Origin of the sequence: Micromonospora sp. NPDC005197 (assembly GCF_040608295.1) — a bacterium.
Taxonomy (GTDB): Bacteria; Actinomycetota; Actinomycetes; order Mycobacteriales; family Micromonosporaceae; genus Micromonospora.
Genome location: NZ_JBEXHY010000078.1, coordinates 1 through 25,618 on the forward strand (window position 1 = coordinate 1; position 25,618 = coordinate 25,618).

Below are 25,618 nucleotides of genomic sequence, written 5' to 3' on the forward strand. Positions count from 1 at the left end.
TATTCACCCGCCCCCCCCCCTCACCAACACCGACCGACAACCACTCTTCCCCCCCCCCCCCCCCTACCCATCCCCCCGCCTGCCCCACCCCCCGTTCGCCGCGGGGCCCGGCCGGGCCGGCCCCCGCGTCGTGCCCGGCCGGTAGCAGCGCGGTCCAACCACCTCGGCGCGCTCGCGTCGGGAGGTCGGCCGGGTCGCCCGGGGCGGGCCCGGTAGGATCGGCGCGGGCCGTTACTGGCGCGTGGGGATGGAGAACCATCGGGGAGCGGCCCCGTCATGAGGACGTCTGCCGAGCGCCTGGGCCTTCCCGCACGTCTGTTGGAGGTCGCATGTCGCACAACGCCGAGTCCACCGCATTCCGGAGCGCCCTTGAGGTGATCCGGGCTGTCGAGCCGCGGGTGGCCGACGCCATCGGCGCCGAGCTGACCGACCAGCGGGAGTCCCTCAAGCTCATCGCCAGCGAGAACTACGCCTCCCCGGCGACCCTGCTGGCCATGGGCAACTGGTTCAGCGACAAGTACGCCGAGGGCACCGTGGGGCGTCGCTTCTACGCCGGCTGCCAGAACGTCGACACCGTCGAGGCGCTCGCCGCCGAGCACGCCCGGGAGCTGTTCGGGGCCGCGCACGCGTACGTGCAGCCGCACTCGGGCATCGACGCCAACCTGGTCGCGTTCTGGGCGGTGCTCGCCGACCGGGTGGAGTCCCCCGCGCTGAAGAAGGCCCAGGTCCGCCAGGTCAACGACCTCACCGAGGCGGACTGGTTCGCGCTGCGCCGCGAGCTGGGCAACCAGCGGATGCTCGGCATGTCGCTGGACGCCGGCGGTCACCTCACCCACGGTTTCCGGCCGAACATCTCCGGCAAGATGTTCGACCAGCGCAGCTACGGCACCGACCCGGCGACCGGGCTGATCGACTACGACCGGGTCGCCGAGGCGGCCCGCGAGTTCAAGCCGCTGATCCTGGTCGGCGGCTACTCGGCGTACCCCCGGAAAGTGAACTTCCGGATCCTGCGGGAGATCGCCGACTCGGTCGGCGCCACCTTCATGGTCGACATGGCGCACTTCGCGGGCCTGGTGGCCGGCAAGGTCTTCACCGGCGACTTCGACCCGGTGCCGCACGCGCACATCGTCACCACCACCACCCACAAGTCGCTGCGCGGCCCGCGCGGCGGCATGGTGCTCTGCCAGCCCGAGCTGGCCGACCAGGTGGACCGGGGTTGCCCGATGGTGCTCGGCGGTCCGCTGCCGCACGTGATGGCCGCCAAGGCCGTCGCCCTCGCGGAGGCCCGCCGCCCCGACTTCGCCGACTACGCCCAGCGGATCGTGGACAACGCGCAGGCGCTCGCCGACGGGCTGCTGCGCCGGGGCGCGACGCTGGTCACCGGCGGCACCGACAACCACCTGGTGCTGATCGACGTGTCCGGCTACGGGCTCACCGGCCGGCAGGCCGAGCAGGCCCTGCTCGACTCCGGCATCGTCACCAACCGCAACTCGGTCCCGCAGGACCCGAACGGCGCCTGGTACACGTCCGGCATCCGGATCGGCACCCCGGCGCTGACCACCCGCGGGCTGGGCACCGCCGAGATGGACCAGACCGCCGAGCTGATCCACACCGTGCTGACCCAGACCACGGCCGGCGCCAACGCCGACGGCACCCCGTCCAAGGCGAAGTACACGCTCGACGCCGACCTGGCCGACAAGATCGCCCGCCAGGCCACCGACCTGCTGGCCCCCCACCCGCTCTACCCGGCCATCGACCTGGGCTGACGGTCGTCGTCGACCGGGTCCGACGGCACCCGGGCCGGGCTGTCGGTGGCGGTCACCGAAACGAGCGGTATACCTCAGAGTCATGAATATGACGCTGAGGTATACCGCTCAACTGTGTGACCGCCCCCGGCGGGCGGCGGGCAGTCAGTTCAGGGGACGCTTGAGGTGGTAGCGGTGAACCTCGGTGCTGCCCTGGACGTTGTTGACGTCCTCGGCGGCCGAGACCAGCTCCCAGCCCTCCCGGCCGGCGCGGTTGAGGTGCGCGATGGCCGTGTCGCCATAGGGGGTGATGTCCTTGCGCGACCCGTCCGGGCCGTACCAGACGAACGAGACGGTGAAATTGCGGCCCTGTCCCTGATAGCGGCGGACGAGCAAGGCGTACTCCCAGGCAACCATGCGGCCCATTATGACCGTCCACGCAGGAGCTCGTCGGTGATGAGGGCGGCGAGCCGGTCCAACCCCAGGTCGATCTGCTCGGGTGTCACCGCGCTGACCGACAACCGCAGCGCGCACACCGGCGCCGTGTCGTCGTAGAAGTGCGCCATCGGCGTCCAGAGCACCCCGTAGTCACGCGCCGAGGTGTCCAGCAACGCGTCGTCGACCGCGAACGGCACGGTCACCACCACGAAGAACCCGCCGGCCGGCACCGTCCACCGCACCACCGCCGGCCGGTCCGGCCGATCCGGGAAACGCCGGGCCAGCCCGGCGACCAGGTGACGCAGATTGCGGGCGTACGCGGCCCGCTCCCGGGTGTTCGCGGGCACCAGGCTGCACCCGTGCTCCAGCAGCCGCCCACCGATCACCGCCTGCGCGATCGGCGAGGTGTTCACGGTGACCATGCTCTTGATCATCGCGAGCTGGTCGGCGAGCGGGCCGACCCGGCCGTCCGACCCGGCCACCCGCTGGTCGGCGACCACGTAGCCGACCCGCGCTCCGGGCAGCACGGTCTTGGCGAACGAGCCGAGGTAGACCACCCGCCGGTCGGTGTCCAGCGCCTTCAGGGTGGGCGGGCGCGGCCCGTCCTCGACGGGGAACAGCCCGTACGGGTTGTCCTCCAGCAGGAGCAGGTCCTCCTCGGCGGCCAGCGCCAACAGCCGCTGCCGGTCCGGGACGTTCATGCTGACCCCGGACGGGTTGGCGAAGTCCGGCAGCACGTAGCAGGCGCGCGGCCGGCGCCCCGACGCCCGGGCCCGACGCGCCTGTGCCCGCAGGTCGGCCAGGTCCACTCCGGACGGGCCACCGGCGACCGGCCACACCGGCAGGTCCACCAGCCGCGCCGCCCCGGTCAGCCCGACGTAGGTCGGGGCGACCGCCAGCAGCACGTCCGCCGGATCGGCCCGCAACGCCCGCAGCACCAGGAACATCGCCTCCTGGCAGCCGACGGTCACCACGACGGCCTCCGGGTCGACCGTGATCCCCTCGTCGACCGCGAGGTTGCGGGCGATGAGGTGGTGCACGATGCCCTTGGTCCGGCCGTACTGCAACAGCAGCCGTCGGGCCTGCTCGGGCGCGTGACCCAGCTCGTCGACGAGGTGCCGGTGGAACGTGTCCAGGTGCCGGTGCACCGCCGCGACGTCAAAGAACTCCTCGTACGGGCGCCCCGCCGCGAGCGACACCGCCGCCGGATAGCGTTCGGACACCTCGTTGAGGAAGTTCATCGAGGTCAGCGCCGGATCACCCAGCGCGGGGTGCAGGTCGGCGACGCTCAGGTCGGCCGACTCCGTCGGGGCCACCCTCAGCCCGCCGCGAGCGTACGCAGCTCGGCCACCGCCGCCGGATCGGCGCAGCCGGCCAGGGTGAACGCGTCACGCACCTCCGCGGCGAGCAACGCCAACGCGTCCTGCACGCCGCGCCGCCCTCCGACGGCCAGCGCCCAGAGCAAGGGACGACCGACCAGGACGCCCGCCGCGCCCAACGCCAGCGCCCGCAGCACGTCGGTGCCTCCACGGATGCCGCTGTCCAGCAGCACCTGCCCACCGTCGCCGACGGCGTCCACGACCTCCGGCAGCATGGTGACGCTGGCCGGCGCCCCGTCCAACTGACGCCCGCCGTGGTTGGACACCACCACCGCGTCCGCCCCGATCCGCACCGCCTCGACCGCGTCGCGGGGATCCAGCACCCCCTTGACGACCAGCGGCAGGTCGACGTGCTCACGCAGCCAGGCCAGATCCGCCCAGCGCAGGGCGGACTCGAACGACGCGTCGGTGTGCGCGGCGATGGCGGACACACCGGGGGCGCCGGCGTGCGCCAGGGCGTCCCGGCCGTGCGGCAGGTTCGCGGCGACCACGTCGGCCGGGAGGCGGAACGCGTTGCGCAGGTCGCGTGGGCGTCGACCGAGCACCGGAACGTCCACGGTGACCACCAGCGCGTGGCAGCCCGCCGCCACGACCCGGTCCAGGAGATCGCGGACCAGCGCCCGGTCGCGCAGCCAGTAGAGCTGGAACCAGACCTCCGCACCGGCTCCGGTGATCTCCTCGATCGGCGTGCTGCTCAACGTGCTCGCCAGATACGGCACGCCGGCCGCGCCGGCCGCCGCCGCGAGGCCCAGTTCCCCGTCCGGGTGCACGAGCCGCTGGTACGCCATCGGCGCGACCCCGACCGGCATCGCGTACGGCCGGCCGAGCAGCCGGGCGCCGAGGTCCACGGCGTGGCTGCCGCGCAGCACCCGGGGCAGCACGGCCACCCGGTCCAGCGCGGCCCGGTTGGCGGCCAGGGTCACCTCGGCCGCGCTGCCGCCGGCGATGTAGTCCCACACGTCCGGGGCCAGCACCGCCCGCGCCCGCGGTCCGTAGTCGGCGAACGTCACCGCCGCCGGCACCCCGGTCGGCAGGTCGGCCAGTACCGGCTCAGCCACCCCGCACCCCCGCGTCGGCCGCAGCGGCGTCCGGGCCGGCGGCGGCTGCGCCGACACCTGAGCCGGCGGCGGCCGGGTCATCGTCAGCCTGGCCAATGGCCGGGTCGTCCCGCAGCGGCGGCAGCCCGAACCGTTCCCGCAGGAACGCGGCCGCGCGGTGCTGCGCCCGCTGGCCGTCGGTGAAGGCGCCGGGCATGGCGAAGAACCCGTGGATCATCTGCGGATAGTGGTCGAGGCGGGTGGGCACACCGCAGGCGCGCAGCCGCTGCGCGTAGCGCTGCCCCTCGGCGCACAGCGGGTCCAGCTCGGCGGTGACCACCAGCGCCGGAGGCAGGCCGGACAGGTCGTCGGCGAGCAGCGGCGACGCCAGCGGATCCCGGGAGTGCTCCGGGTCGGCCAGGTAGTGCGTCCGGTACCAGGCCACCGACCGGCGGTTGAACAACGCCGGGTCGTCGTCGACCGGGCCGGACGGCTCGGCGCTGACGTCGGTGTTCGGATAGACCAACAGCTGCGCGGCGAGCGGAGGCCCGTCCGTGCGGCAGAGCAGCGTCACCGCAGCCGCCAGGTTCCCGCCCGCGCTGTCCCCGCCCACCGCCAGCCGGGTCGGATCAACGCCGAACCGGTCGGCGTTCGCGGCGATCCACACGGTCGCGGCGTGGCAGTCGTGCACCGCGGCCGGAAAGGGGTGCTCAGGGGCCAGTCGGTAGCCGACGGTCACCACCTGGCATCCCGCCGCGTTGGCCAGTCGTCGGCAGATGCCGTCGGCGGTGTCCACGCTGCCGAGCGTCCACCCGCCGCCGAAGAAGTACAGCAGGGTGGGCAGCGGCCCCGGCCCGCCCGGCCGGTACACCCGGATCGGCAGGTCACCGCCCGGCCCGGGGATCCGCTCGTCGCGTACCTCGGCGACCTGCTCGACCGCGCCGCCGCCGGCGCGAATCGCGGCCAGGTCGGCGGCGCGCGCCTCGCCGAGGGTCTGCGTGTAGAGCGGCGGCGTGCCGGCGGCGACGCGGGCGGCGCGGTAGGCCGCCACCTCCGGGTGCAGGGCCATGCGGGTCTCCTATCCGCCGGTGCTGACCAGCAGCTTGTCGATGCCGCGCAGGAAGAGGCTGCCGCTGTACGTCGGGGTCTCGGTGACCGCGAGCCGGGGGAACCGGGCGAACAGGCGGGGCAGGGCGAGGCGTCCCTCCAGCCGGGACACCGCCGCGCCGAGGCAGAAGTGCAGGCCCACACCGAAGGCCAGCGACGGCGGGCCGGGGCGGGTGGGGTCGAAGACGTCCGGGTCGGGAAACCGCGCCGGGTCCCGGTTGGCGGCCCCGATGATGATGAGCACGTTGTCGTCGCGGGCGACCGGCACGCCGGCCAGCACGGAGTCCTGCGGCGCGGCCCGGGCGAGGAAGTGCACCGGGCTCTGCAGGCGCAGCACCTCGTCGACGCAGCCCCGGGCGAGGTCGTCGTCGGTGGGCAGCGCGGTGACCGCCCCCGGGTGGGCCAGCAGCAGCGGCAGGCCGTTGCTGAACATGTAGACGGTGGTGACGAAGCTGGCGTTGAACAGGACGATCAGGTTGCTGATCAACTCCTCCTCGGTCAGCTCCACCTCGCCCGAGCCGACGGCCTCGACCAGAGCGCTGATCAGATCCTCGCCGGGCGTGCGGCGGCGGTGGGCCAGCAACTCCCGGTAGAACGCCCGCAGCTCCTGCGCCGCCGTGTTCGCGGCGGCCAGCCGCTGCGGGGTCTTCCCGGCCACGTCCAGGAACTCGTCGATGCGCTCCACCCGGTCCCGGTACCACTGCAGCTCCCCCGCCGGGATGCCGATGAACTCCGCCATCACCAGGGCGGGGATCGGGTACGCGAAGTCGGCCACGAAGTCGACGACGCCGCCACCGGCGTCGGCCATCCTGTCCAGCAGCTCGTCGACGACCCGCAGGATCACCGGCTCCAGCGCGCCGAGGCGGCGCGGCGTGAAGGTACGGGAGAAGACGTGCCGCATCCGGGTGTGATCGGGCGGGTTGATGAACATCATCGAGGTCTGGAAGGTGCGCAGGATCTCGTGCTCCTCCCAGCCCGGCGGCGGCTGCTTGGTCCACTGCGGATCGCGCAGCAGCCCGTCGATCAGGTCGTACCCGACCGCCACCGCCGCCACCGTGCGGTGCTCGGCGCGGGGCGGCACCGCGCTGACCGGCCCGAGCCGGTGCAGCTCGGCGTACCACGGGTACGGGTTCTGGCGGCCCTCTTCGCTGTAGAGGCCGGTGAGCAGGTCCTGCACCGTCACGACGTTCTCCTCCCCAGGATGTCGGCGCCCGGGGGCGGCGGGATCGGCCGCCGCCCGCGGGCCGGTGTCACAGGTTGAGCAGCCGCAACGGGACGGCGTCGGCCATCGCCTGGTTGCCGGCGTCGTTCGGGTGGATGTGGTCCCCCGAGTCGTACGCGGGCAGCAACTGGCTGGGCCGGGCCGGGTCACGCAGCACCCGGTCGAAGTCGAGCAGCCCGTCGAACTCCCGGCTGCCGCGCAGGTACGCGTTCACTGCCTGCCGGGTGGCCTCCTTCTCCGGCGTCCACACACCCGGGGCGCCGTGCCCCTCGTACGGGGTCAGCGTGGCCACCAGGCTGGTCAGCCCGCGCTGCTGGAGCTGCTGGTTGATCTGCCGGAGGGTGGCGATGATCGCCTCCGGCGGGTCGTTTGACATCCAGATGTCGTTGATGCCCAGGTGCGTGACGACCGTACGGACCCCGGTCTGGGGAAAGACGTCCTCGTTGAGGCGGGCCGCCGCGTTCGGGCCGAGCTGGAAGTAGCCGGGGTAGTCGCCGGCACCCGGCTCGGTGCCCTCGTGGTTGAGGCGGTTGCCGGCCAGGCTCAGGTTGAGCACGCCCGGGGTGCGCCGATCCGGACGGTCGGCGAGCAGCCGGTCGGAGAGCAGGTCGGGCCAGCGCCGGTTGGCGTTGACCGTGCTGCCGTTGCCGTCGCCGATGGAGTCGCTGAGCACGACCAGCGCCCCCGGACTGCCCTTGCGCTGCACGTCGATGCCGGACAGGAAGAACCAGCAGCAGGTGGGTCGGATGGTGAACCCGCCGCCGTCGGCGGCCCCGGTCAGGTCGCCGGCGCCGATGAAGTTGGTCTGCTGGGACTGCCCGTGGAAGGTGGTCGGCCCGGTCGGCGTCGGGAAGTGCAGGGTGACCACCAGGTCGCTGTCGTCCGCGACGGTGAAGGTCAGGGGGTCGCTGAGCAGCTCGGCGCCCCGGTTCATGGTGGCCGAGGCGGCGCCGGTGAACGTCAGCGCGCGCAGCGAGGCCGGGTCGATGTCGGAGACGTCGTCGACGGTCGCGGTGTTCGGCCGGGCGACGGTGGCGCGGCCCACCCGGACCGCCTGCTCGCCGTAGAGGTTGCTCAGCCGTACGCGCAGCGCCGGGCCACCCACGGAGACGTGTACGACCATCCGGACGCTCTGGTTGTTCAGACCGGTGTTGGTCAGGCCGACCGAGTTGCCCCGGGTGACCGCGGCGGCCCAACTGCCCGCCCACTCGCCCCGATCCGGCCGGACCGCGGCGGTCGGGGATCCGCCGGCGCTGGCGACGACGGCGGGTGTTGCCGTGACCAGCAGCGCCGCGGCCGCGGCGATGACATGCCATCTCTTCGGGGTCGACATTGAACCTCCATCGTGTGGCAGCCCAGGGCCGTCCGCTGACGGCTCCCGCCTGGACGATGGTCCAGAAACCTAGCCGCCGCCGATGACGGGCGTCAATCAACCTGATCGACGCGATCAAATGTCCACCGGGCCTGCCGGATCGCCCTTCGGCCCGGTCCCGCCGCGCCCTCGCCGGCCTAGGCTCGCAGGCGGCGGCGGTGCGGTCGCCGAACGCGCGCCCACCGCCCGCGACGTCACCGGGAGTGCCCGGAGACCGCCGCTTTCTCGGATGGGGGTTTGCCGGATGACTGACGGACCCGGGCACGCGACCTACGTGGACAGGGCACTGGATCTCTTCGCCGACTTCGGCGACCGGGAGGCGCTGGTCGGCGGTGGCCGCCGCTTCACGTACACCGAGGCCGCCGCGCTGGTGCGTGCGATGGCCGTGGCGCTGACCCAGCACGGCGTACGGCCCGGCTCGGCGGTGCTGGTGACCGTCGCGAACGCCGTGGAGGGGCCGCTGCTCCAGCTCGCCCTGCACCTGATCGGCTGCCGGACGATGTGGGTCGCCCCGGTCACCGCCCGCCGGGAGGTCGACGAGTTCATCCGGCTGGCCCGCCCCGACGCCCTGGTCTACGACGCCCGCGACCCGGCCAGCCTGGGGCCGGAGCTGGCCGCCGCGCTGCCCGGCGTACCGGTGTGCTGCCTGGGCCCCGGCGGCGCCGGCCCGGACCTCACGGCCGACGCCGAACCGAACCCGGCGCTGGCGCTGCCGGCGGCCGTCCGCGCGCCGGAGTCGTTCCTGCAGACCAGCGGCACCACCGGCACCCCCAAGCTGGTGCACCACACCGAGAGCTTCTACGCCCAGATCCGCACCCTCGCGGCCGACTTCCGCGCCGCCGGGTTCCCCGTGCTGCGGCACCTGTCGCACTCGCCGATGTGGCTGGCCAGCGGGCAGATCACCACCCTGTTCAACCTGTTCACCGGCGGGGTGCTGTTCCTGCGCGACGACTGGGACCCGGCGGCGTTCGTGGCCGCCGTGCAACGGGAGCGGATCAACTCGACCTTCGTCACCCCGCCGATGCTCTACGAGCTGCTGGACCATCCGGCGCTGGTGGGCGCCGACTTCTCGGCCATGTTCATGTTCAACGTGGGCGCCGGGCCCGCCGCGCCCGCCCGGCTGCGCCAGGCCATCGCGCGCTTCGGCCCGGTACTGCGCATCGTGTACGGCCTCAGCGAGGCCGTGGTCATCACCGCTCTGCCCGGACTGACCGACGATCCGGAGCACCCGGAGCGGCTGCGCTCCTGCGGGCGGCCCTACGGCGACGTACGCATCGAGATCCGCGACGACGACGGCACGGTGCTGCCGCCGGGCCGCGACGGCGAGGTGTGGGTGCGTACGAAGCTGAGCTTCGCCGGCTACCACGGCCAGCCCGAGTTGACCGCGCAGACCCTCGTCGACGGGTGGGTCCGCACCCGCGACATCGGCCACCTCGACGGCGACGGCTTCCTCTATCTGGTCGACCGGGCGCACGACATGATCGTCACGCACCGGCGGAACTGGGCGATCTTCTGCCGCCCCATCGAGGATGCCCTGGCCGGGCACCCGCAGGTGCGGGCCGCCGCGGTGATCGGCGTGCCGGACGAGACGGTGGGCGAGGTGCCGTACGCGTACGTGGTGACCACGCCCGGCGCGACGGTCACCGGGGCGGAGCTGATCGACCTGGTGACCGCCGAGCTCAACGAGATGTGGGCGCCGGCCGGGGTGGAGTTCGTCGACCGGTTGCCGGTGAACCGGTCGGTGAAGGTGGACAAGCGGGCGCTGCGCGCGCAGTACGCCGCGCGCCGGGCGGCGGCGGTCGGGGCGTGACCCCCCGCCGGCAGCTGGTCGTCCTGGTCAGCGCGGACCTGGTCTCCAACCTGGGCACCCGCATCTCGGTGGTGACCATCCCCTGGCTGGTGCTGGTCACCACCGGCAGCCCGACCAAGATGGGTCTGGTCGCGTTCGCCGAGACGCTGCCGTACCTGCTGTCCAGTGCCCTGGGCACGCCCTGGGCGGACCGGATCGGCCTGCGCCGGACGTCGATCCTGTGCGACGCGGGCAGCGCGGTGGCCATGGTGGTCGTCGCGTTGACCCCGTGGCTGGGCTTCGCCCCCCTGGTGGCGCTGGTCGCGGTGGCCGGCGCGCTACGAGGCATCGGGGACCGGGTCAAGCACGTCATGTTCCGGCCGGTCGCCGAGGCCGCCGGGGTGCCGCTGATCCGCCTGACCTCGGCGTACGACGGGTTGAGCCGGGTGGTGACGCTGTTCGGCGCCGCCGTGGGCGGCCTGTTGATCGCCGCGTTCGGGGTGAGCCAGGCGATCCTCATCGACGCGGTCAGCTTCGCGATCTGTGCCCTGCTGATCGGCCTCCTGGTCCGACCCCCGGCCGCCCCGGCGCAGCCCACCGCCCCGGTCGGCTACCTGCGCGCGCTGCGCGACGGGTTCGGCTACCTCGGTCGGGACCGGCCGCTGCTGGGCATGCTGGTCGTCGTCTCGGCGCTGAACATGGTCGCCAACGCCAGCGTGGCCGTCTACATCCCGTTCTGGGTCGCCCGAGAGCTGCACGGCCCCAGCGGGCTCGGCCTGGTGCTGGCGGCGTTCTCGGCGGGCGCGCTGCTGGGCAACGTGCTGTTCACCGCGCTCGGTCCCCGGCTGCCCGGCCGGCTGACGTTCCTGCTCGGGGCGACGGTCGCCGGCACGCCTCGACTGGTCGCCCTGGCGATCAGCGACGAGTTGCCGGTCGTGCTCGTGGTGACGTTCCTGTCCGGCATCGGCATCGCGGCGGTCAACCCGCTGCTCGGGGTGGCGCTCTACGAGCGGGTGCCGGCGGATCTGCAGACCCGAGTGCTCGGCATCGCCGGATCGCTGGCCTTCGTCGGCCTGCCGGTCGGCGCGTTGCTCGGCGGCTGGTCGGTGGACGCGCTCGGGCTCACCCCGGCGCTGCTGGTCATGGCCGTGGCGTGCCTGCTCGTCACCGCGTTCCCGCTGGTGGCGAGGGCGTCCAACCCGAAGGCGCCGACGCGGCCCACACCTGCCGCCACCGCCTGATGCCCTGCTGCCCAGCGGCTCGCAACCGTCTCGTGCGCCCCCTTTGCTCTGCTTACACCCACGCAACACTTTCGGGGCGTCGGTGTTGCGGCGGTTGAAGCAGAGCAAAGGAGGCAGTTGAGGTACGGCCAGGCCCGCACCTCCCGGACACCTGTCCCGAGCGCTGGCCCGGCCGGTTCCACTGTCGGCGCAAATCGGTTGCGGGCGGCCGGCGGAGCCCGCAGGCTCGGGCGGATGAGCGCACAGCCCGCACCCGACGTGCCGGACATTGACGAGACGACGGCCCGGCGCATCGACGTGGGCCTGGTCCGCCGACTGGTCGCCGAGCAGTTCCCCCGGTGGGCCGAGCTGCCGGTACGCCCGGTCGAGGTCGGCGGCTGGGACAACCGGACCTTCCACCTGGGTGCGGAGATGACCGTGCGGCTGCCCAGCGGGGAGGGCTACGCGTTGCAGGTCCCCAAGGAGCAGCGCTGGCTGCCGGTACTCGGCGGGCAGCTGCCGCTGGAGATCCCCACCCCGCTGGCCCACGGGCGACCCGGCGCCGGCTACCCGTACCCGTGGTCGGTCTACGGCTGGATCGACGGCCGGACCGCGCGACCCGAACGGATCGACGACCCGGCCCGGTTCGCCACCGACCTCGCCGCCTTCCTGTGCGCCCTGCGCGCCGTCGACACCACCGACGCCCCGGCGGCCGGCCCGCACAGCGCCTGGCGCGGCGGTCCGCTGTCCACGTACGACCCGGAGACCCGGGCGGCGATCGAGACGCACCGCGACCGGCTGCCCGTCGACGTGGTCACCGACATCTGGCAGGCCGCTCTCGATGCCGCCTGGTCCGGGCCGCCGGTCTGGTTCCACGGCGACGTCGCGGAGGGCAACCTGCTGGTTCGCGACGGTCGGCTCGCCGCCGTCATCGACTTCGGCTGCTGCGGTGTCGGCGACCCCGCCTGCGACACGGTGATCGCCTGGACCCTGCTGCGCGGCGCCGCCCGGGCGGCGTTCCTCGACGCGCTCGACGTCGACACGGCCACCTGGGCGCGCGGGCGCGGGTGGGCGCTGTGGAAGGCGCTCATCACGCTGGACGCCCCGGAGCCGGCCACGGCGGCCTGGGCCCGGCGGGTGCTCGACGAACTGCTCGCCGAGCACGCCGTGTGCCGCTGATCCCCTCCGCACCGGGCCGGGCCGGGGCGACTCGTCAGGGACCGGTTCGGATCGGGGTGGAGTGTTCGGTCCGGCAGCGCGGGCAGCGCAGTTTCGCCCCGGCGGCGGCGCTCGGCACGCGCAGTCGCTGCCCGCAGCCGCAGGTGAACTCCCGGGCCGAGCGCAGGTACTCGGCGCGGTCGCGGCGTGGCCAGCGGCCGTGGCAGCGGGCACACCACTTCGGCGGGTAGCTGTGATACCAGGCCAGCCCGAACGCTCCCCCGACCATCAGGCTGCCGGGAACCAGCAGGCCCAGCGGCGCGAGCAGGGCAGGCCACAGGGCGCCGACGCCGTCGGACAGCACCGCGCCGACCACGACCAGCACGACCACCGGCACGCCGAGCAGGGTGAACCCGAAGCCCCACGCGAAGGCCAGCAGCGACAGCAGGAACACCGCCCACATGCCGCCGGGCGCCCACCGCCGGACGCCGTACCCGCCGCAGCGTGGACAGTTCGGCGAGGCACGGTGCGGTACGGCCCGCAGCGCCTTCGGTGCGAGCCACTCGGTCAGTTTGCCGAGGATCGCCTCGACCAGCTTGCTCGCCAGGGCCTGCAGAAAGGCGCTGAGCATCGACACCTCCCTCCGACCGGCACGCCAGCCCAGGTCGGCTGGCCCACCGCCATCGTGGCGGACCCGTGCCAGCGCACCGCCCCACCGCGCCGACGCCACCGCCGCGGCGACGCCAATCCGACAGGGCCAACGGACCTCGTCGTTCGTCGTCCGTTCTTCTGCTGGCCGCGCGGGCGTCGGCCGGGGCGGCTAGCGTCGGCCCGTCGCGGCCGCGCCGGAGCCCGTCGGGCCGGAGAACGGCCGACCCGGCCGCGCGTCGGCCCCGGGATTTACCGCTCTTTCCGCAGCCAGGAGGCCGCCGCGCATGACGTCGTCGTCACCCACCCACCGCCGCACCGCCGAGGTCACCGCCGTGCGGCGGATCGGCGACAGCGCGCCGCACAGCGCGTTCACCGACCTCGTCCGGTACGCCGGCATGTGGTTCTGCGCCTTCCGTGAGGCGCGGACGCACCTCTCCGGTGACGGCGTGATCCGGGTGCTGACCTCGGCGGACGGTCGGGCGTGGAACTCCGCGGCGGTCATCCGGCAGGACGGCGTCGACCTGCGCGATCCGCGGTTCGTCGTCCGGCCCGACGGACGCCTGCAACTGTTCGCGGCGGCGGCGACCGGAGAGACGAGCAAGACGTTCGACACGGTGACCTGGCTCTCCGGGGACGGGCGCAGCTGGGGCGACCCGGTTTCCGTCGGCGAACCGGGCGTCTGGGTGTGGCGGGCCGCCTGGCACCACGACGCGATGTACGCCGTCGGCTACGCCACCCGGGGGCCACGGTTCGCCCGGCTCTACCGCAGCGTCGACGGCGTCGACCTGCGTCAGTGGGTGCCGACGCTGTTCGAGGGCGGCTACCCCAACGAGTCGGGTCTGGCCTTCGCCCCGGACGGCACCGCCCACTGCCTGCTGCGCCGCGACGGCGACAGCGCCACCGCGCAGCTCGGCCGGGCCCGACCGCCGTACCGGGAGTGGACCTGGACCGACCTGGGGGTGCAGGTGGGCGGGCCGGCGCTGCTCCGGCTGCCCGACGGACGGCTGCTGGCCGGCGTACGGCTGCTCGACGGCGACGTCCGCACCGCGATCTGCGCCGTCGACCCGGAGCGCGGCGCGCTGACCGAACTGGTCGCGTTGCCCTCCGGCGGCGACACCAGCTACCCGGGCCTGGTCTGGCACGACGATCTGCTCTGGGTCAGCTACTACTCCTCCCATGAGGGGCGCACCTGCGTCTACCTGGCCGAGGTCAGCCTGGCCGAGGAGGCGGCGGTCGGTTAGCGTGCCGGCATGCCATCGACGCTCGACGAAGCGACCGATCCGTACTGCCTCCGCCCCGGGGAGGCCGGCGAACTGCTGCGCGGGCACCCGTGGCGGCGGTTCGTGGCGATCGGCGACAGCGTGGTGGAGGGCATGTGCGAGCCGACCCCGGGCTACCCGGACGTGCAGTGGGTCGACCGGGTCGCCGCCGAGCTGACCGCCGTCCGCCCCGAGCTGGCGTACCGGAATCTGGGTCGGCGCGGGCTGCGCGCGCACCAGGTGCGGGCCGCGCAGCTCGCCCCGGCGCTGGCCTTCGAGCCGGACCTGGCGCTGGTGGTCTGCGGCGGCAACGACGCCTTTCATCCGGCGTACGACGCGGACGCGGTGGACGCCGAGCTGACCGCGATGATCAGCGCGCTACGGGACACCGGCGCGGACGTGATCACGGTGGGCATGTTCGACGTGTCGCACAGCCCGGCCGTGCCCGAGCACGTGCGGGCCGGCCTCGGGGAACGGATGCGACGCCTCTCCGCGCACACGGCGCGGCTGGCCGAACGCCTGGGAACGGTCCACGTGCACCTCACGGACCACCCACTGACGGCCGACCCCACCCTCTACAGCACCGACGGCCGCCACGGCAGCGCCCGCAGCGACGCGGTAGCGACAGCCGAAACCCTCCGCGCCCTCCGACCGCGACGGTGATCATGAAGTTATTGCCGTCCGGCACGGCGTGTCGGGGCAATAACTTCATGATCAACCGGTTGGGGGTCGGGGTCAGTCGGACAGGAGGATTCCCGTGAGGAGGACTCCGTGGGCCAGGTTGAGGATTCCGTCGCCGCCGGGAAAACCGACCCTCGCCAGGCCGCCGGAGGCGTGGCGGCCGAACAGGTAGGGGGCCAGGGAGTACGGGACGTCGGCCGTCACCGTCTCGCCGGTCTCGATCTGCACGAAGTCCATCGGCACCCGGTCGGCCGGCAGATACCGCTGCAGGATGTTGCCGCCCCGGTCGACGGCCGCGCGCAGGCCGTCGGCCCAGTCCGTCGGGCTCAGCTCGGGGCCGATCAGCACACCGTGCCCGGCTGAGCCGTCCGCCGGTTTCGCCACCAGCTCGGCCTGCTCGGCGATCGCCCGGTCGAGCACCGCGACGGTCAACGGCACCGTGTACGGCACGTGCCGGCGGATCAGCGTCTGGTCGTCGGCGGGCAGGGCGTCCACGTCCTCCCACAGCCAGGCGAAGGTGGTCTTGTTGCCGAGCAGCCAGGCCGCCGCCGACACGAACATCGGCAGCGTGCCGGCGGCCAACGCGCCGGCCACCGCGTCCAGGCCGGCGGTCGGGGTGACCCGGTTGGGCACGAAGAGGCGGAACAGCGCGTCGACCGGCGCGCCGTCGACCACGAGCCGGTCGTCGGCGGCCAGGGTGGCGGTGGACAGGGGCGCGATGACAAGGTCGATGCCGAAGTCCCGGGCCCGTACGGCGAGCGGGCTGAGGATGCGGATGAACGTCTCCGGGTCGTCCAGGCCCGGATAGTCGGCGTCGAAGTCCATCAGCAGCGCCAGCCGGGCGCCGTCGGGCAACCCCAGCTCCTCGCGGATCGCCACGAAACGCTGGTCCAGCAGCGACGGCGCGGCGCGTACCGGCAGCTCGTCGAGGATGCCGTGCTCGGCGTAGAGCTGCGCGAACCGCTGGATGACGGTGTCGGCGTCGAATCCTCCCCCGAGGCTGCTGTCGATGTTGTACTCGACGAACTTCGGCACGCCCTCGGTGAAGATCACATCGGGCCGGTACGCGGCCAGCAGCGCCTCGGTCAGCGGCTCCGACTCGTCCAGCAGCCGGGTCTCCCCCGCCGGGACGCCCAGCAGCTGGCGCAGCTCACCGGCGGTGTCCACCCGCCGCCGGCAGGCGTCCAGGATGAGTTGGGCCAGCCGGTCGCAGACCTCGTTCAACTCCCGCCAGGCGTCGGCGGTCAGGACCGGGGGGCGGGCCAGCCGCCACTCTTTGTTGTAGGTCGCCCGCCCGTGGAAGACGCGTTCCCAGGCGGCCGCGCCGCTGGCCACCATGGCCCGGCGGGCCGGCTCCGGCAGGTCGGTCCAGGCCCCGTCGGCCGACGGCCACGAGTAGTTCGGGTCGATCATGATGAGTCCTTCATGGTCAGGTGGATGGCGGTGGCGAGCTGCTCCCGGGACGGCTGCACGGCGCGGTCCAGGGCGGGGGCGAACGGCAGCACCGCGCCGTCCGGGCGGGTGACCCGGCGCGGCGGGGCGAGCAGCCGGACCCGCTCCACCACCGAGGCGATGATCTCGGCGGCCACGCCGCAGGAGCGGTTGGCGTCGTCGAGCACCACGAGACGCCCGGTGCGGGCCACCGACTCGGTCAACCCGTCGATGTCGAAGGGGTACAGGGTGCGCGGGTCGAACACCTCCACCGAGACCTGGTCGGCCACCTCCTCGGCGACCGCGAGCGCGTCGTGCACCAGGTGCCCTACCGCGACGACCGTCACGTCGTCGCCGAAGCGGTGGATGCGGCCCCGGCCCAGCGGCACCGGCTCCAGATCGGACACGTCGTCGCGCCTGTCCATCGCGCCGGCCGGGGCGAACACCACCACCGGGTCGTCGTGCCGGATCGCGCTGACCAGCAGCCCGTACGCGTCGGCCGGGGTGGCCGGCACGACGGTGACCACGCCGACGTGGGCGAAGAGGCTGTACGGGTGGTCGGAGTGCTGCCCCGCCCAGCCGGTACGCGAACCGGAGCCGGGCACCAGGTAGGTGACCGGCACCGCGCACTGCCCGCCGGTCATCAGCGGGAACTTGTGCGCGTGGTTGACGATCTGCTCGAAGACCAGGAACAGCAGCGACGGGATCTGGAACTCGATCACCGGCCGGAGCCCGGCCAGCGCCGCCCCGGTGGCGAAGCTGGTGAACGCCTGCTCGGACAGCGGGGTGTCGCGGACCCGGTCGACGCCGAACCGTTTGGCCAGCCCGGTGGTCACCAGCGACGCGCCGACCTGGATGTCCTCGCCGAGCAGGAACACCGCCTCGTCGCGGGCCAGCTCGTCGGCCAGCGCCCGGGTCAACGCCCGGCGGTACGACAGTCGGGGCACCTCAGCCACCTCCGGTGCGCACGGTCATTCAGCCACCTCCGGTGCGGGCGGTCAGGCCGCTGGCGTACAGGTACGCCAGCGCGTCGGCCGGGTCGGGGTGCGGGCTGTCCAGCGCGAAGCGCACCGCCGCGTCGAGGGTCGCCTCGACCTCGGCGTCCACTGCGGCGCGCTCGGCGTCGGAGAGCCGTTCGCCCTGGATGCGCACCGGGTCGCGGGCCCGGCCCCGGCTCACCTCGTCGGGCGGGCGGTAGTCGAGGCGTACCGCGTGTTCGAAGGTGTGGTGGGCGTCGAAGCGGTAGGTCCGGGCCTCGATCAGCTCGGGGCCGCCGCCGGCGCGCATCCGGTCGACAGCGGCGGCCGACGCGTCGCGTACCGCCTCCGGGTCCTGGCCGTCGACCTCGACGGCCCGGATGCCGAAGGCGGCGGCGCGGCCGGCGATGCTGCCGGCCACCGCGCCGGCGACCGGCATGGTGGTGGCGTAGCCGTTGTTCTCGCAGACGAACAGCACCGGCACCCGCCACAGCGCGGCCAGGTTGAACGCCTCCAGCAGCATCCCCTCGTTGACCGCGCCGTCGCCGAAGAAGCTCACCCCGACGGTGTCGCGGCCCTGCCGTCGGCGGGCCCACACCGCGCCCGTGATGATTCCGCCGGAGGCGCCGACGATGGCGTTCGCGCCGAGCACGCCGATGCTGAGGTCGGCGGCGTGCATCGAGCCGCCCCGCCCGGCGTTGAGGCCGGTCAGCCGGCCGCACAGCTCGGCGAGCATCCGGGCCGGGTCGGCGCCGCGGGCCAGCACGTGCCCGTGCCCGCGGTGGGTGCCGGCGAGCACATCGTCGGCCCCGAGCGCGGCGCAGACGCCGGCGGCGATCCCCTCCTGACCGAGGTACGGGTGGATGCCGCCGACGATCTGCCCGCCGTGGACCAGCTCCACCGCACGCTGTTCGAACCGGCGGATCAGCCGGACCGTGCGGTAGAGCCGGACCGGGTCGGCGTCGGTCACGCCGGCCCCTTGACCGCTGCGAGGATGTCGTCCCAGAGCCGGGCGCGGGCGGCCAGGGCGGTGTTGACCGTGTCGGCGCACTCCTGCCACTTCGTGTCGTCGTCGCCGCACAGGTCGGCGAGCATCTGCATGGCCATCGGGGTGTGCTGCTCGCCGTCGACCTCGATGTGCCGTTCCAGGTAGTCGACGAAGGTGTGCAGCCGGTTGCTGCGCTCGTTGACCGCGACGACCTGCGTGAACATGTCCGGGATCAGGTCCTCCCGGCCGAACGCGAAGGCCGCCGCCTGACAGTGCACCGGGGTGGACTCGATGATGTGCCAGGTGGTCGCGGCGAACCGCGCGGACGCGGCCGGCGCCCCCGCCTCGGCGAGCGCGTCGGTCACCGGCCGGCCGGCGCGCAGCAGGTCGACGAGGGCGTTCACGGCGGTGGTGTCCGCGCCGGCCTCGGCCATTCCCCGCACGTACAGCTCGAAGTGACTGATGTAGCCCTCGCCCAGCTCGTCGCTCTCCTCCACCATGACGATGTCGTTGATGAGGCGGCGGCTGCCGGTCGGGCCGGTCGGAATCCAGGGGACGGTCACGCAGGTCAACTGCCGCTGCAACGACTTGAGCAGCGACATGAAGTCCCAGACCGCGAAGACGTGGTGCTCCATGAAGGTGACCAGCGCCTCGTGGGTGTCGAGGTTGGCGTAGAGCGGGTGCTTGACCACGGCGTCGCGTCGCTCGGTCACCGCCTGTTCCAGCCGTTCGATGCCCGGGTGCGTCCTACCCCAGTCGTACCGTGACATGTCAGCCTCCCTGCTGGGCGCGGTGGCGCCAGATGACCGGGCAGTAGTCGGGGTCCGCGTAGTCCGGCCGCCCGTCGTGGGTGCGGCGGACCAGCACGTCGTGGTTGTACGCGGCGAGCGAGCCGTCGGAGAGCGGGTACGCCCGCCAGGCGTTGTCGCCGTCCTGCAGGTGCAGCGAGATCGCCTGTCGGGGGCGACCGCTGACGTTGGGGCCACTGCCGTGGTAGGTGCGGCAGTGGTGGAAGCTCACGTGTCCCTTGGGGATCACCATCGGGATCTTGCGGATCTCGGCGCCGTTGTGTGCGGCGTTCTCGGCCAGCATCTCCTCCAGCTGGCCGCGGTCGCGGTCGGCGAAGTGCCGCACGACTGTGTCGTCGGCGCCGATCTCGGACCACCGGTGCGAGCCGTCGACCATGGTGATGGTGCCCATCTCCTGGCCGCAGTCGTGGAAGGGGATGAACGCGGTGAGCATCTTCTCCGACGACGACGACGCCCAGTAGTGCTTGTCGAAGTGCCACGGCACGATGTTGCTCGGCTCGCCGGAGATCGGCGGCTTGTAGATCAGCGTGGACTGGAAGACGCGGATCTCGTCGGCCTCGGCGAGCCGGGCGGCGACCGCGCCGATCAGCGGTTTACGCAGGATCGCGCCGAGGCCGTCGTGCTCGTGGTGGACGTAGTCGTTGTGCCGCTGCACCGGCCCTTTCGCGGGCTCCCAGTAGGCGAGCTTCGGCGGACGCACCGGCAGCCGGCGGTCGCGTTCGCCGTCGTAGTAGCGCTGCGCGGCGGCGGCGAGCGCGTCCACCTCGTCGTCGGTGAACAGCTTCTTCGACAGGTACCAGCCGTGCTCGGCGTAGTGCCGCACGTCGTCGTCGGAGGGCAGCAGCGCCCTCTCCTGGGCGGTCAGCGTCGGTTCGTACTCGGTCGCGGTCATGCCCCCACCCCCTGTGGTGTCGCCGCCGCGGCGGCCAGTTCCCGCTCCTTGGCCTCGTACAGCGCCTTGATGTTGCCGCTGCCGAAGCCGCTCGCGCCCCGCCGCTCGATCAGCTCCAGGAACAGCGTGCGGCGCACGTGCATCGACTCGGCGAAGATCTGCAACAGCTGCCCGCCGTGATCGGAGTCGACCAGCACTCCCAGCTCGCGCAGTCGTTCCAGTGGGGCGTCCACCCGACCGACCCGCGCCTCCAGGGCGTCGTAGTAGCTGGCGGGGGTGCCGGCGAAGCGGACCCCGCGCCGGCCCAGCGACTCCACGGCGGCGACGATGTCGTCGGTACGCAGCCCCAGGTGCTGCACTCCCCCACCGGCGTGCTGGTCGAGGAACGCGTCGATCTGCCCTGGCCGGCGGGCCCGGTCGGGCTCCAGCAGCACCACGGTGACCTGCCCGGACGGGCTCTGCACCACCTTGGAGTTCATCCCCTGCCCGTCGACCTCGATGTGCTCCTCGAAGATCTGCGCGAAGTCGAACAGCCCCTCGAAGTGCCGGACCGTCTCGTTCAGCTCGCCGGACGGCACGCAGACCGCCAGGTGGTCGACCTCGGCGAGGACCGGCTTCCCCTTCTCCGCCGTGAACGGCGTCGGCGTGATCACGCCGGGCAGGAAGTCGGCCCGGCTCCCCCGGCGCTGCACCAGGCGGTGCCGCACGTCGGCGAAGCCCGCCACCTCGGCGGTCACCACCTCGGCGTCCGCGCCGGTCAGCGTGGTCGGTGGCGTCACGCCGGTCGCGCCCCGGCCCACCAGCTCGGCGTACGCCTCGGCGACGTCGCCGACCTCGACCGCGACGACCGCGATACCGTCGCCGTGGCGCTGCACGTACCGGGCCGCCGGATGCTCGGCGCTCAGCCCGGAGGTGAGCAGCAGGCGGATGTCGCCGTGGCAGAGCAGCAGTGAGCGCTGCCCGGCCAGGCCGGTCTCCGGGCCACCCTGGCCGCAGATCTGAAAACCGACGGCGGTGCTGAAGTAGAAGGCCGCCTGCCGGGCGTCACCTACGTAGAGTTCGATGTGGTCGATCCCACGGATGTCCATGTTTCAGTGCCCTTCCCCATGCTTCCCCCCGTGTTGCCGTCCGGACGCCCCCCGTCCGGGATGCCGCGTCGCTCACCTCCTCGGCTCGGCGACCCGCGCGAGCAGCAGGCTCACGTTCTGGCCGCCGAACCCGAACGAGTTGGTCAGCGCGTACTCCGGGTCGGCCTTGCGGGGGGTGCCACGGATGTGGTCCGCCGGGCAGGCCGGGTCCGGGTCGTCGAGGTGGTACGTCGGTGGCAGCAGCCCCCGACCGAGCGCCAGCGCGGTCGCCGCCGCCTCCAGGACCCCGGAGGCGCCGAGCAGGTGGCCGGTGAGCGCCTTGGTGGAGCTGACCGGCACGCCGCCGTCGCCGAAGACGTCCGCGAGGGCGGTGGCCTCGGCGATGTCGCCGAGCTTCGTGCCGGTGCCGTGCGCGTTGACGTAGCCGACCGCGGCAGCGGGCACGCCCGAGCTGCGCAGCGCGCCACGGATGCACGCGGCCGCGCCGGCGCCGTCGGGGCGCGGGGCGGTCGGGTGGTACGCGTCGGTGGTCGCGCCGTAGCCGGCCACCTCGGCGTACCCGGTGGCGCCGCGGGCGGCGGCGTGCTCGGCACGTTCGAGCACCAGCAGCGCCGCGCCCTCGGCCAGCACGAACCCGGAGCGGGACGTGTCGAACGGCCGGCTCGCCCGGGACGGGTCGTCCCCGGCGCGGGCCAGCGCCCGCGCGTTGCCGAAGGTGTCGGCGAAGGTGGGGAAGAGCGGCGCCTCGCTGGCCCCGCAGACCACCACGTCGGCCTCCCCCGCCCGGATCAACCGGACCGCGTCGGCGACCGCCTGTGCGCCGGACGCGCAGGCCGTGCCGACCGACGAGCTGTAGCCCCGGATGCCGTGCGCGATGGCGATCCGCGCCGCCGGCATGTTCGGCAGGATGCCGGTGAGCAGGTACGGGCTGACCGCCGCGCGGCCCCGGGCGGCGCGGGCGAGCACCTGGGTCTCCAGGGTGGCCATCCCGCCGACCCCGCCGACGATCACGCCGATCCGGGACTCATCGACGTCGCGGCCCACCTCGATGCCGGCGTCGGCGAGCGCGTCGGCGGCGGCGAGCAGGGCGAGCACCACGATCCGGTCCAGCACGCGGCTCTCCGGCCCGGACACGACGCTGCGCGGGTCGATGTCCGGCAGCAGACCGGCGACGTCCAGCGACTCGCGCGCCGGATGCCCGTCGGGCGGCCGAGTCAGCCCGGAACGGCCGGTGGTCAGCGCGTCGAAGGTCTCCTCGGCGCCCCGCCCGACCGGGGTGAACAGGCCCATCCCGGTGATCAAGGCCGTCACGACGGCGCTCCGGATCGCCCGCTCACGACGACGCCTCGCTCAGGTAGCGCTCGCGCAGGGCCACCTTGCGGACCTTGCCGGTCACGGTGACCGGGATGTCGTCCGAGCGCACCGGCACCACCCGGCGCAGCGTGGCGCCGACGTCCGCGCCGAGCGCGGCGCGGACCCGTTCGGTGCGGTCCTCGGCCTCGTCGGCCCCGGCCGCCAACTCCAGCAGCACGTCGGTGGCCACACCGCCGGCCTCGGCGACGATCACCACCGTGCAGTCGGTGACGTCCGGGCAGGTGGCGAGGATCTTCTCCTCGGACAGGGCGGTGAAGAACCGCCGGCCGTCTCCGGCGTCGACCGAGTCGACGGCCCGGTCCAGGTGGTAGTAGCGGCCGTCGGCGTCGGCCCGGACCAGGTCACCGGTGAGGTACCAGCCGCGCTGGCGGAACCGGTAGGTGGTGACCGAGTCGTTCCAGTAGCCCCGGAACAGCGACGGCGAGTCGACGCCCAGGAAACCCACCTCGCCGACCGGCACCGGCTCGCCCTCGGCGTCGAGCACCGCGACCCGGGCGAACTCGTACGGCCGGCCGATGCAGCGGCCGTACCGGTCGGTGTCGGCGCGGTGGGTGATGTGGAACATGGAGTGCCCCATCTCGCTGGAGCCCAGCCCGTCGATGAAGACCGAGCCGGGCACCCGGGCCACGCCGTCGCGGGTGACGGTGTCCCGCCAGCCGGTCGCGACCAGCCGGCGGATGTGCGGCTCGTGCGAGCAGTCGCCGGTGTTGAACCACAGCCGCACCGAGTCCAGGTCGTACCCGGACAGGTCGAAGCGGGCCAGCTCGGCCCAGGTGACCGAGAAACCGAACACCCCGTCGGGGCGCCAGCGCTGGATGGCGTCGAGCACCCGCTCGCCGCCCTGCTCGGACAGGAGGAACATCTCCGCGCGGTTGCCCAGCGCCTGATTGACCATCAGCACGGTGGCGGTGTGCGGCGCGGGCAGCGCGTTGAGGATCCGGCGGGTGCCCTGCGCCTGCGGCATGGTGAGCAGGTGCCGGGTGGCGGCGAAGAGGCTGGCGTGCGAGTGCAGCACCGCCTTGGGCACCCCGGTCGTCCCGGAGGTGTGGGTGATCACGATCGGGTCGTCGGGGTGGTGCCGGTAGTGCGCCGGGGCCGCGGCCGGGTCGCCCGCGCCTGCCTGCGCGGGCGTGCCCAGCAGCGGTACGCCCAGGTCGTGCCCGGCCAGCAGCGCGGTGTGCGCGTCGTCGGCGAGCACACCGACGCCGCGCAGCCGGCGGATGTACTCGGCGGCGATCTCCGGGCGGAGCTTGCCGTTCATCAGCGCCGGGATCGCCCCGAGCCGGGCCAGTGCCAGGAAGCTCAGCACCATGTCGGCGGCGGCGGTGGCCCAGACGGCGACCGGGTCGCGGGGGCGTACCCCGCGCTCGTGCAGCCAGGCGGCGCGGGCGGCGACCCGCTCGTCGAGCTGGCCCAGCGTGAGCGGCGCCTGCGCCGGGTGCCCGTCGACGGCGGTGTCGAAGGTCAGGCCGGGCCCGTCCGGGTCGGCGCCGTGCGCCAGCACCCGGGCCAGCATGTTGCCCGCGCCCAGCTCGGTGTCGGCGGCCAACGCGCCGCGCAGTCCCGGTGTCCTCATGGTCGTGCTCCTCCCCCCAGCAGCACCGCGACCGCCTCGGTGGACGTGTCGGGCGCCTGTTCGATCAGGACCAGCAACACCTCGTCGGCGTCGCCGTCGTCGCGCAGCAGGGTCGCCTCGGCGGTGCCGTCGGCGTACGGGTCGCCGGTCGGGCTGAGGCAGACCACCGGGCCGCGCAGCCCCCAGCGGGCCGCGAGGTGCCCGGCGACGCTGTTGGGCACGGACTGGTAGAAGAACAGCGGGCCGACCCGTCCTCCGGCCTCGACCGTGGCCCGCACGTGCTCCGCGCTGGCCCGGTCGCCGCTGGCGGTGACCAGCACGATCGCCGTCCGCGTCCCGGTGGGCACCGGCCCCGTCCCGTACCGTCGGCGCAGACACCGCTCGGCAACGGCCACCACCACCGGCGCGAACCCCGAGAACACGAACCCCGGAACTCCCGGCACGTCCCCGTCCCCGTCCTCGGGCCAGCGAGCCCGGGCGAGCTCCCGCACCCCCGCCTGCCGCGATCGTGCGATTTCGGTAGTCGTTTCGCGTGCTTCCTCGGATTCGTCGGGACGGAAGGTGCACGATCGCGGGGAGGTCGGGGTGGTCACGGGGTGCCGACCAGGAGGGCGGTGTTGGCGCCACCGAAGGCGGCGTTGAGGGTCAGGGCGTGGGTCGCGGTCGTCCTGCGTGGACGGTCCGTGATGACATCCAGCGGGCACGCCTCGTCCGGGCCGCGCCAGCCGGCGTTGACGGGCAGTTCGCCGTGGCGCAGCGCCAGCGCGGTGACCATCAGTTCGAGCAGCCCGGACGCCTCCAACGCGTGCCCGTGCAGCGCCTTGGTGGAGCTGACCGGCACCTGCCCGGCGTACCCGTCGAGGGCCTGGCGCAGCGCTGCCGCCTCGGCGGCGTCGCTCTGCGCGGTGCCGGTGGCGTTGGCGTTGACGTAGCCGACGGCCTGCGGTGGCAGCCCGGCCCGGCGCAGCGCGGCGCGTACCGCGTGCGCCAGCCCGGTGCCGGACGGGTCCGGCTGGCAGGGGTGGAACGCGTCCCCGGCCCGCCCCCAACCGACCACGGTGGCCACCGGCTCACCGTCGCGTCGACGGGCCACCGCGCTGGACTCGAGCACCACCGCGGCCACCCCGTCGCCGAGCAGCAACCCACGTCGGCCGGCGCTGAACGGGCGTACCGCCCCGTCGTCGGAGAGAGCCCGGCCGGCGTCGAAGAGCGCGAACTGGTCCGGTTCGACGAGGTAGCCGGCGGCCACGACCGCCCGGTCCAGGTCGCCCCGGGCGATCAGCGTGGCGGCGTCGGCCACCGCCGTGCTCGCCGACACGCAGGCGCTGGTGTAGACGCGGGTCGGACCGGACAGTCCGCCGCCCTCGGCGAGCCGAGCCGCCAGTGCGGACGGGCCGGGCGGGCCGCCGTGCACGGCGAGCAGCA

General features: G+C 73.6%; 22 protein-coding genes, 1 pseudogene and 1 riboswitch. Of the genes and pseudogenes, 6 read left to right on the plus strand and 17 right to left on the minus strand.

Annotated elements, in window-relative coordinates:
- Positions 1-220 precede the first annotated feature (220 nt).
- Positions 221-310, plus strand: a riboswitch (ZMP/ZTP riboswitch).
- A 19-nt stretch (positions 311-329) separates the two neighbouring features.
- Positions 330-1,766, plus strand: a complete 1,437-nt coding sequence (locus tag ABZU46_RS22230; RefSeq protein ID WP_354860687.1) for a glycine hydroxymethyltransferase — start codon at positions 330-332, stop codon at positions 1,764-1,766.
- Positions 1,767-1,910: 144 nt separating this feature from the next.
- Here the strand turns inward: ABZU46_RS22230 and ABZU46_RS22235 are convergent, their stop codons facing one another.
- The 6 genes and pseudogenes from ABZU46_RS22235 to ABZU46_RS22260 form a co-directional block, all read right to left on the minus strand.
- Positions 1,911-2,171: a hypothetical protein gene (locus ABZU46_RS22235; protein ID WP_234587138.1), complete on the minus strand. Its 261-nt coding sequence runs from the start codon at positions 2,169-2,171 to the stop codon at positions 1,911-1,913.
- Positions 2,171-3,553 (minus strand): PLP-dependent aminotransferase family protein, encoded by a 1,383-nt coding sequence (locus ABZU46_RS22240; protein ID WP_354860715.1) that lies wholly within the window; start codon positions 3,551-3,553, stop codon positions 2,171-2,173. Before ABZU46_RS22240 ends, ABZU46_RS22235 begins: the two co-directional genes overlap by 1 nt.
- Entirely contained in the window at positions 3,502-4,620 is a 1,119-nt protein-coding gene (locus ABZU46_RS22245; RefSeq protein ID WP_354860688.1) for an alpha-hydroxy acid oxidase, read from the minus strand. Before ABZU46_RS22245 ends, ABZU46_RS22240 begins: the two co-directional genes overlap by 52 nt.
- Before the next feature lie 127 nt (positions 4,621-4,747).
- A pseudogene (locus tag ABZU46_RS22250) lies at positions 4,748-5,668 on the minus strand (alpha/beta hydrolase); the annotation flags it as partial.
- Positions 5,669-5,677: 9 nt separating this feature from the next.
- Positions 5,678-6,889, minus strand: a complete 1,212-nt coding sequence (locus tag ABZU46_RS22255) for a cytochrome P450 (RefSeq protein ID WP_354860689.1) — start codon at positions 6,887-6,889, stop codon at positions 5,678-5,680.
- Positions 6,890-6,956: 67 nt separating this feature from the next.
- Positions 6,957-8,234, minus strand: coding sequence for an SGNH/GDSL hydrolase family protein (locus ABZU46_RS22260; protein ID WP_354860716.1), 1,278 nt, complete (start codon positions 8,232-8,234; stop codon positions 6,957-6,959).
- Between the two features lie 310 nt (positions 8,235-8,544).
- On the opposite strand from ABZU46_RS22260, the gene ABZU46_RS22265 reads away from it, so the two are divergent.
- The 3 genes from ABZU46_RS22265 (at position 8,545) to ABZU46_RS22275 (ending at position 12,488) form a co-directional block, all read left to right on the plus strand.
- The gene (locus ABZU46_RS22265; RefSeq protein WP_354860691.1) at positions 8,545-10,110 is read left to right on the plus strand and encodes an AMP-binding protein; all 1,566 of its coding nucleotides are present in this window, start codon (positions 8,545-8,547) and stop codon (positions 10,108-10,110) included.
- Positions 10,107-11,330 carry an MFS transporter gene (locus tag ABZU46_RS22270; protein WP_354860692.1) on the plus strand — a complete coding sequence of 408 codons (1,224 nt, stop codon included), beginning with the start codon at positions 10,107-10,109 and terminating at the stop codon, positions 11,328-11,330. Before ABZU46_RS22265 ends, ABZU46_RS22270 begins: the two co-directional genes overlap by 4 nt.
- Positions 11,331-11,564: 234 nt before the next feature.
- Positions 11,565-12,488 (plus strand): aminoglycoside phosphotransferase family protein, encoded by a 924-nt coding sequence (locus ABZU46_RS22275; protein ID WP_354860694.1) that lies wholly within the window; start codon positions 11,565-11,567, stop codon positions 12,486-12,488.
- 34 nt (positions 12,489-12,522) lie between these two features.
- Here the strand turns inward: ABZU46_RS22275 and ABZU46_RS22280 are convergent, their stop codons facing one another.
- Positions 12,523-13,098, minus strand: coding sequence for a hypothetical protein (locus ABZU46_RS22280; RefSeq protein WP_354860695.1), 576 nt, complete (start codon positions 13,096-13,098; stop codon positions 12,523-12,525).
- 304 nt (positions 13,099-13,402) lie between these two features.
- On the opposite strand from ABZU46_RS22280, the gene ABZU46_RS22285 reads away from it, so the two are divergent.
- Both ABZU46_RS22285 and ABZU46_RS22290 read left to right on the plus strand, forming a co-directional pair.
- The gene (locus ABZU46_RS22285) at positions 13,403-14,359 is read left to right on the plus strand and encodes an exo-alpha-sialidase (RefSeq protein ID WP_354860697.1); all 957 of its coding nucleotides are present in this window, start codon (positions 13,403-13,405) and stop codon (positions 14,357-14,359) included.
- A 9-nt stretch (positions 14,360-14,368) separates the two neighbouring features.
- Positions 14,369-15,040 (plus strand): SGNH/GDSL hydrolase family protein, encoded by a 672-nt coding sequence (locus ABZU46_RS22290; protein WP_354860699.1) that lies wholly within the window; start codon positions 14,369-14,371, stop codon positions 15,038-15,040.
- 72 nt (positions 15,041-15,112) lie between these two features.
- Here the strand turns inward: ABZU46_RS22290 and ABZU46_RS22295 are convergent, their stop codons facing one another.
- The 10 genes from ABZU46_RS22295 to ABZU46_RS22340 all read right to left on the minus strand — a co-directional run.
- Positions 15,113-16,471 (minus strand): hypothetical protein, encoded by a 1,359-nt coding sequence (locus tag ABZU46_RS22295; RefSeq protein ID WP_354860700.1) that lies wholly within the window; start codon positions 16,469-16,471, stop codon positions 15,113-15,115.
- Positions 16,468-17,436 carry a transketolase C-terminal domain-containing protein gene (locus ABZU46_RS22300; protein ID WP_354860701.1) on the minus strand — a complete coding sequence of 323 codons (969 nt, stop codon included), beginning with the start codon at positions 17,434-17,436 and terminating at the stop codon, positions 16,468-16,470. Before ABZU46_RS22300 ends, ABZU46_RS22295 begins: the two co-directional genes overlap by 4 nt.
- A 28-nt stretch (positions 17,437-17,464) precedes the next feature.
- A complete protein-coding gene (locus ABZU46_RS22305; protein WP_354860703.1) occupies positions 17,465-18,436 on the minus strand; it encodes a thiamine pyrophosphate-dependent dehydrogenase E1 component subunit alpha in 972 nt (323 codons plus the stop codon).
- The gene (locus tag ABZU46_RS22310) at positions 18,433-19,224 is read right to left on the minus strand and encodes a DUF3050 domain-containing protein (protein WP_354860704.1); all 792 of its coding nucleotides are present in this window, start codon (positions 19,222-19,224) and stop codon (positions 18,433-18,435) included. Before ABZU46_RS22310 ends, ABZU46_RS22305 begins: the two co-directional genes overlap by 4 nt.
- 1 nt (position 19,225) lies before the next feature.
- Positions 19,226-20,155 carry a phytanoyl-CoA dioxygenase family protein gene (locus ABZU46_RS22315; RefSeq protein ID WP_354860705.1) on the minus strand — a complete coding sequence of 310 codons (930 nt, stop codon included), beginning with the start codon at positions 20,153-20,155 and terminating at the stop codon, positions 19,226-19,228.
- Entirely contained in the window at positions 20,152-21,243 is a 1,092-nt protein-coding gene (hppD, locus tag ABZU46_RS22320) for a 4-hydroxyphenylpyruvate dioxygenase (protein WP_354860707.1), read from the minus strand. The genes ABZU46_RS22315 and hppD overlap by 4 nt, the downstream gene beginning before the upstream one ends.
- Positions 21,244-21,315: 72 nt before the next feature.
- Complete coding sequence (locus tag ABZU46_RS22325; RefSeq protein WP_354860709.1) at positions 21,316-22,554, minus strand: beta-ketoacyl-[acyl-carrier-protein] synthase family protein; 1,239 nt, start codon at positions 22,552-22,554, stop codon at positions 21,316-21,318.
- Positions 22,555-22,576: 22 nt separating this feature from the next.
- Positions 22,577-24,193, minus strand: coding sequence for a class I adenylate-forming enzyme family protein (locus tag ABZU46_RS22330; protein ID WP_354860711.1), 1,617 nt, complete (start codon positions 24,191-24,193; stop codon positions 22,577-22,579).
- Positions 24,190-24,684: a beta-ketoacyl synthase chain length factor gene (locus tag ABZU46_RS22335; protein ID WP_354860712.1), complete on the minus strand. Its 495-nt coding sequence runs from the start codon at positions 24,682-24,684 to the stop codon at positions 24,190-24,192. The genes ABZU46_RS22330 and ABZU46_RS22335 overlap by 4 nt, the downstream gene beginning before the upstream one ends.
- 98 nt (positions 24,685-24,782) lie before the next feature.
- Positions 24,783-25,618: beta-ketoacyl synthase N-terminal-like domain-containing protein (locus ABZU46_RS22340; protein ID WP_354860713.1), on the minus strand; the 836-nt coding region annotated here is incomplete at its 5' end.

Excerpts from the sequence above, each read along its gene's own strand:
- ABZU46_RS22290 (WP_354860699.1), top strand. The coding sequence starts at position 14,369 with ATGCCATCGACGCTCGACGAAGCGACCGATCCGTACTGCCTCCGCCCC.
- ABZU46_RS22230 (WP_354860687.1), top strand. The coding sequence starts at position 330 with ATGTCGCACAACGCCGAGTCCACCGCATTCCGGAGCGCCCTTGAGGTG.
- ABZU46_RS22315 (WP_354860705.1), bottom strand. The coding sequence starts at position 20,155 with ATGACCGCGACCGAGTACGAACCGACGCTGACCGCCCAGGAGAGGGCG.
- hppD (WP_354860707.1), bottom strand. The coding sequence starts at position 21,243 with ATGGACATCCGTGGGATCGACCACATCGAACTCTACGTAGGTGACGCC.
- ABZU46_RS22235 (WP_234587138.1), bottom strand. The coding sequence starts at position 2,171 with ATGGGCCGCATGGTTGCCTGGGAGTACGCCTTGCTCGTCCGCCGCTAT.
- ABZU46_RS22310 (WP_354860704.1), bottom strand. The coding sequence starts at position 19,224 with ATGTCACGGTACGACTGGGGTAGGACGCACCCGGGCATCGAACGGCTG.
- ABZU46_RS22295 (WP_354860700.1), bottom strand. The coding sequence starts at position 16,471 with ATGATCGACCCGAACTACTCGTGGCCGTCGGCCGACGGGGCCTGGACC.
- ABZU46_RS22265 (WP_354860691.1), top strand. The coding sequence starts at position 8,545 with ATGACTGACGGACCCGGGCACGCGACCTACGTGGACAGGGCACTGGAT.
- ABZU46_RS22330 (WP_354860711.1), bottom strand. The coding sequence starts at position 24,193 with ATGAGGACACCGGGACTGCGCGGCGCGTTGGCCGCCGACACCGAGCTG.
- ABZU46_RS22275 (WP_354860694.1), top strand. The coding sequence starts at position 11,565 with ATGAGCGCACAGCCCGCACCCGACGTGCCGGACATTGACGAGACGACG.
- ABZU46_RS22285 (WP_354860697.1), top strand. The coding sequence starts at position 13,403 with ATGACGTCGTCGTCACCCACCCACCGCCGCACCGCCGAGGTCACCGCC.
- ABZU46_RS22280 (WP_354860695.1), bottom strand. The coding sequence starts at position 13,098 with ATGCTCAGCGCCTTTCTGCAGGCCCTGGCGAGCAAGCTGGTCGAGGCG.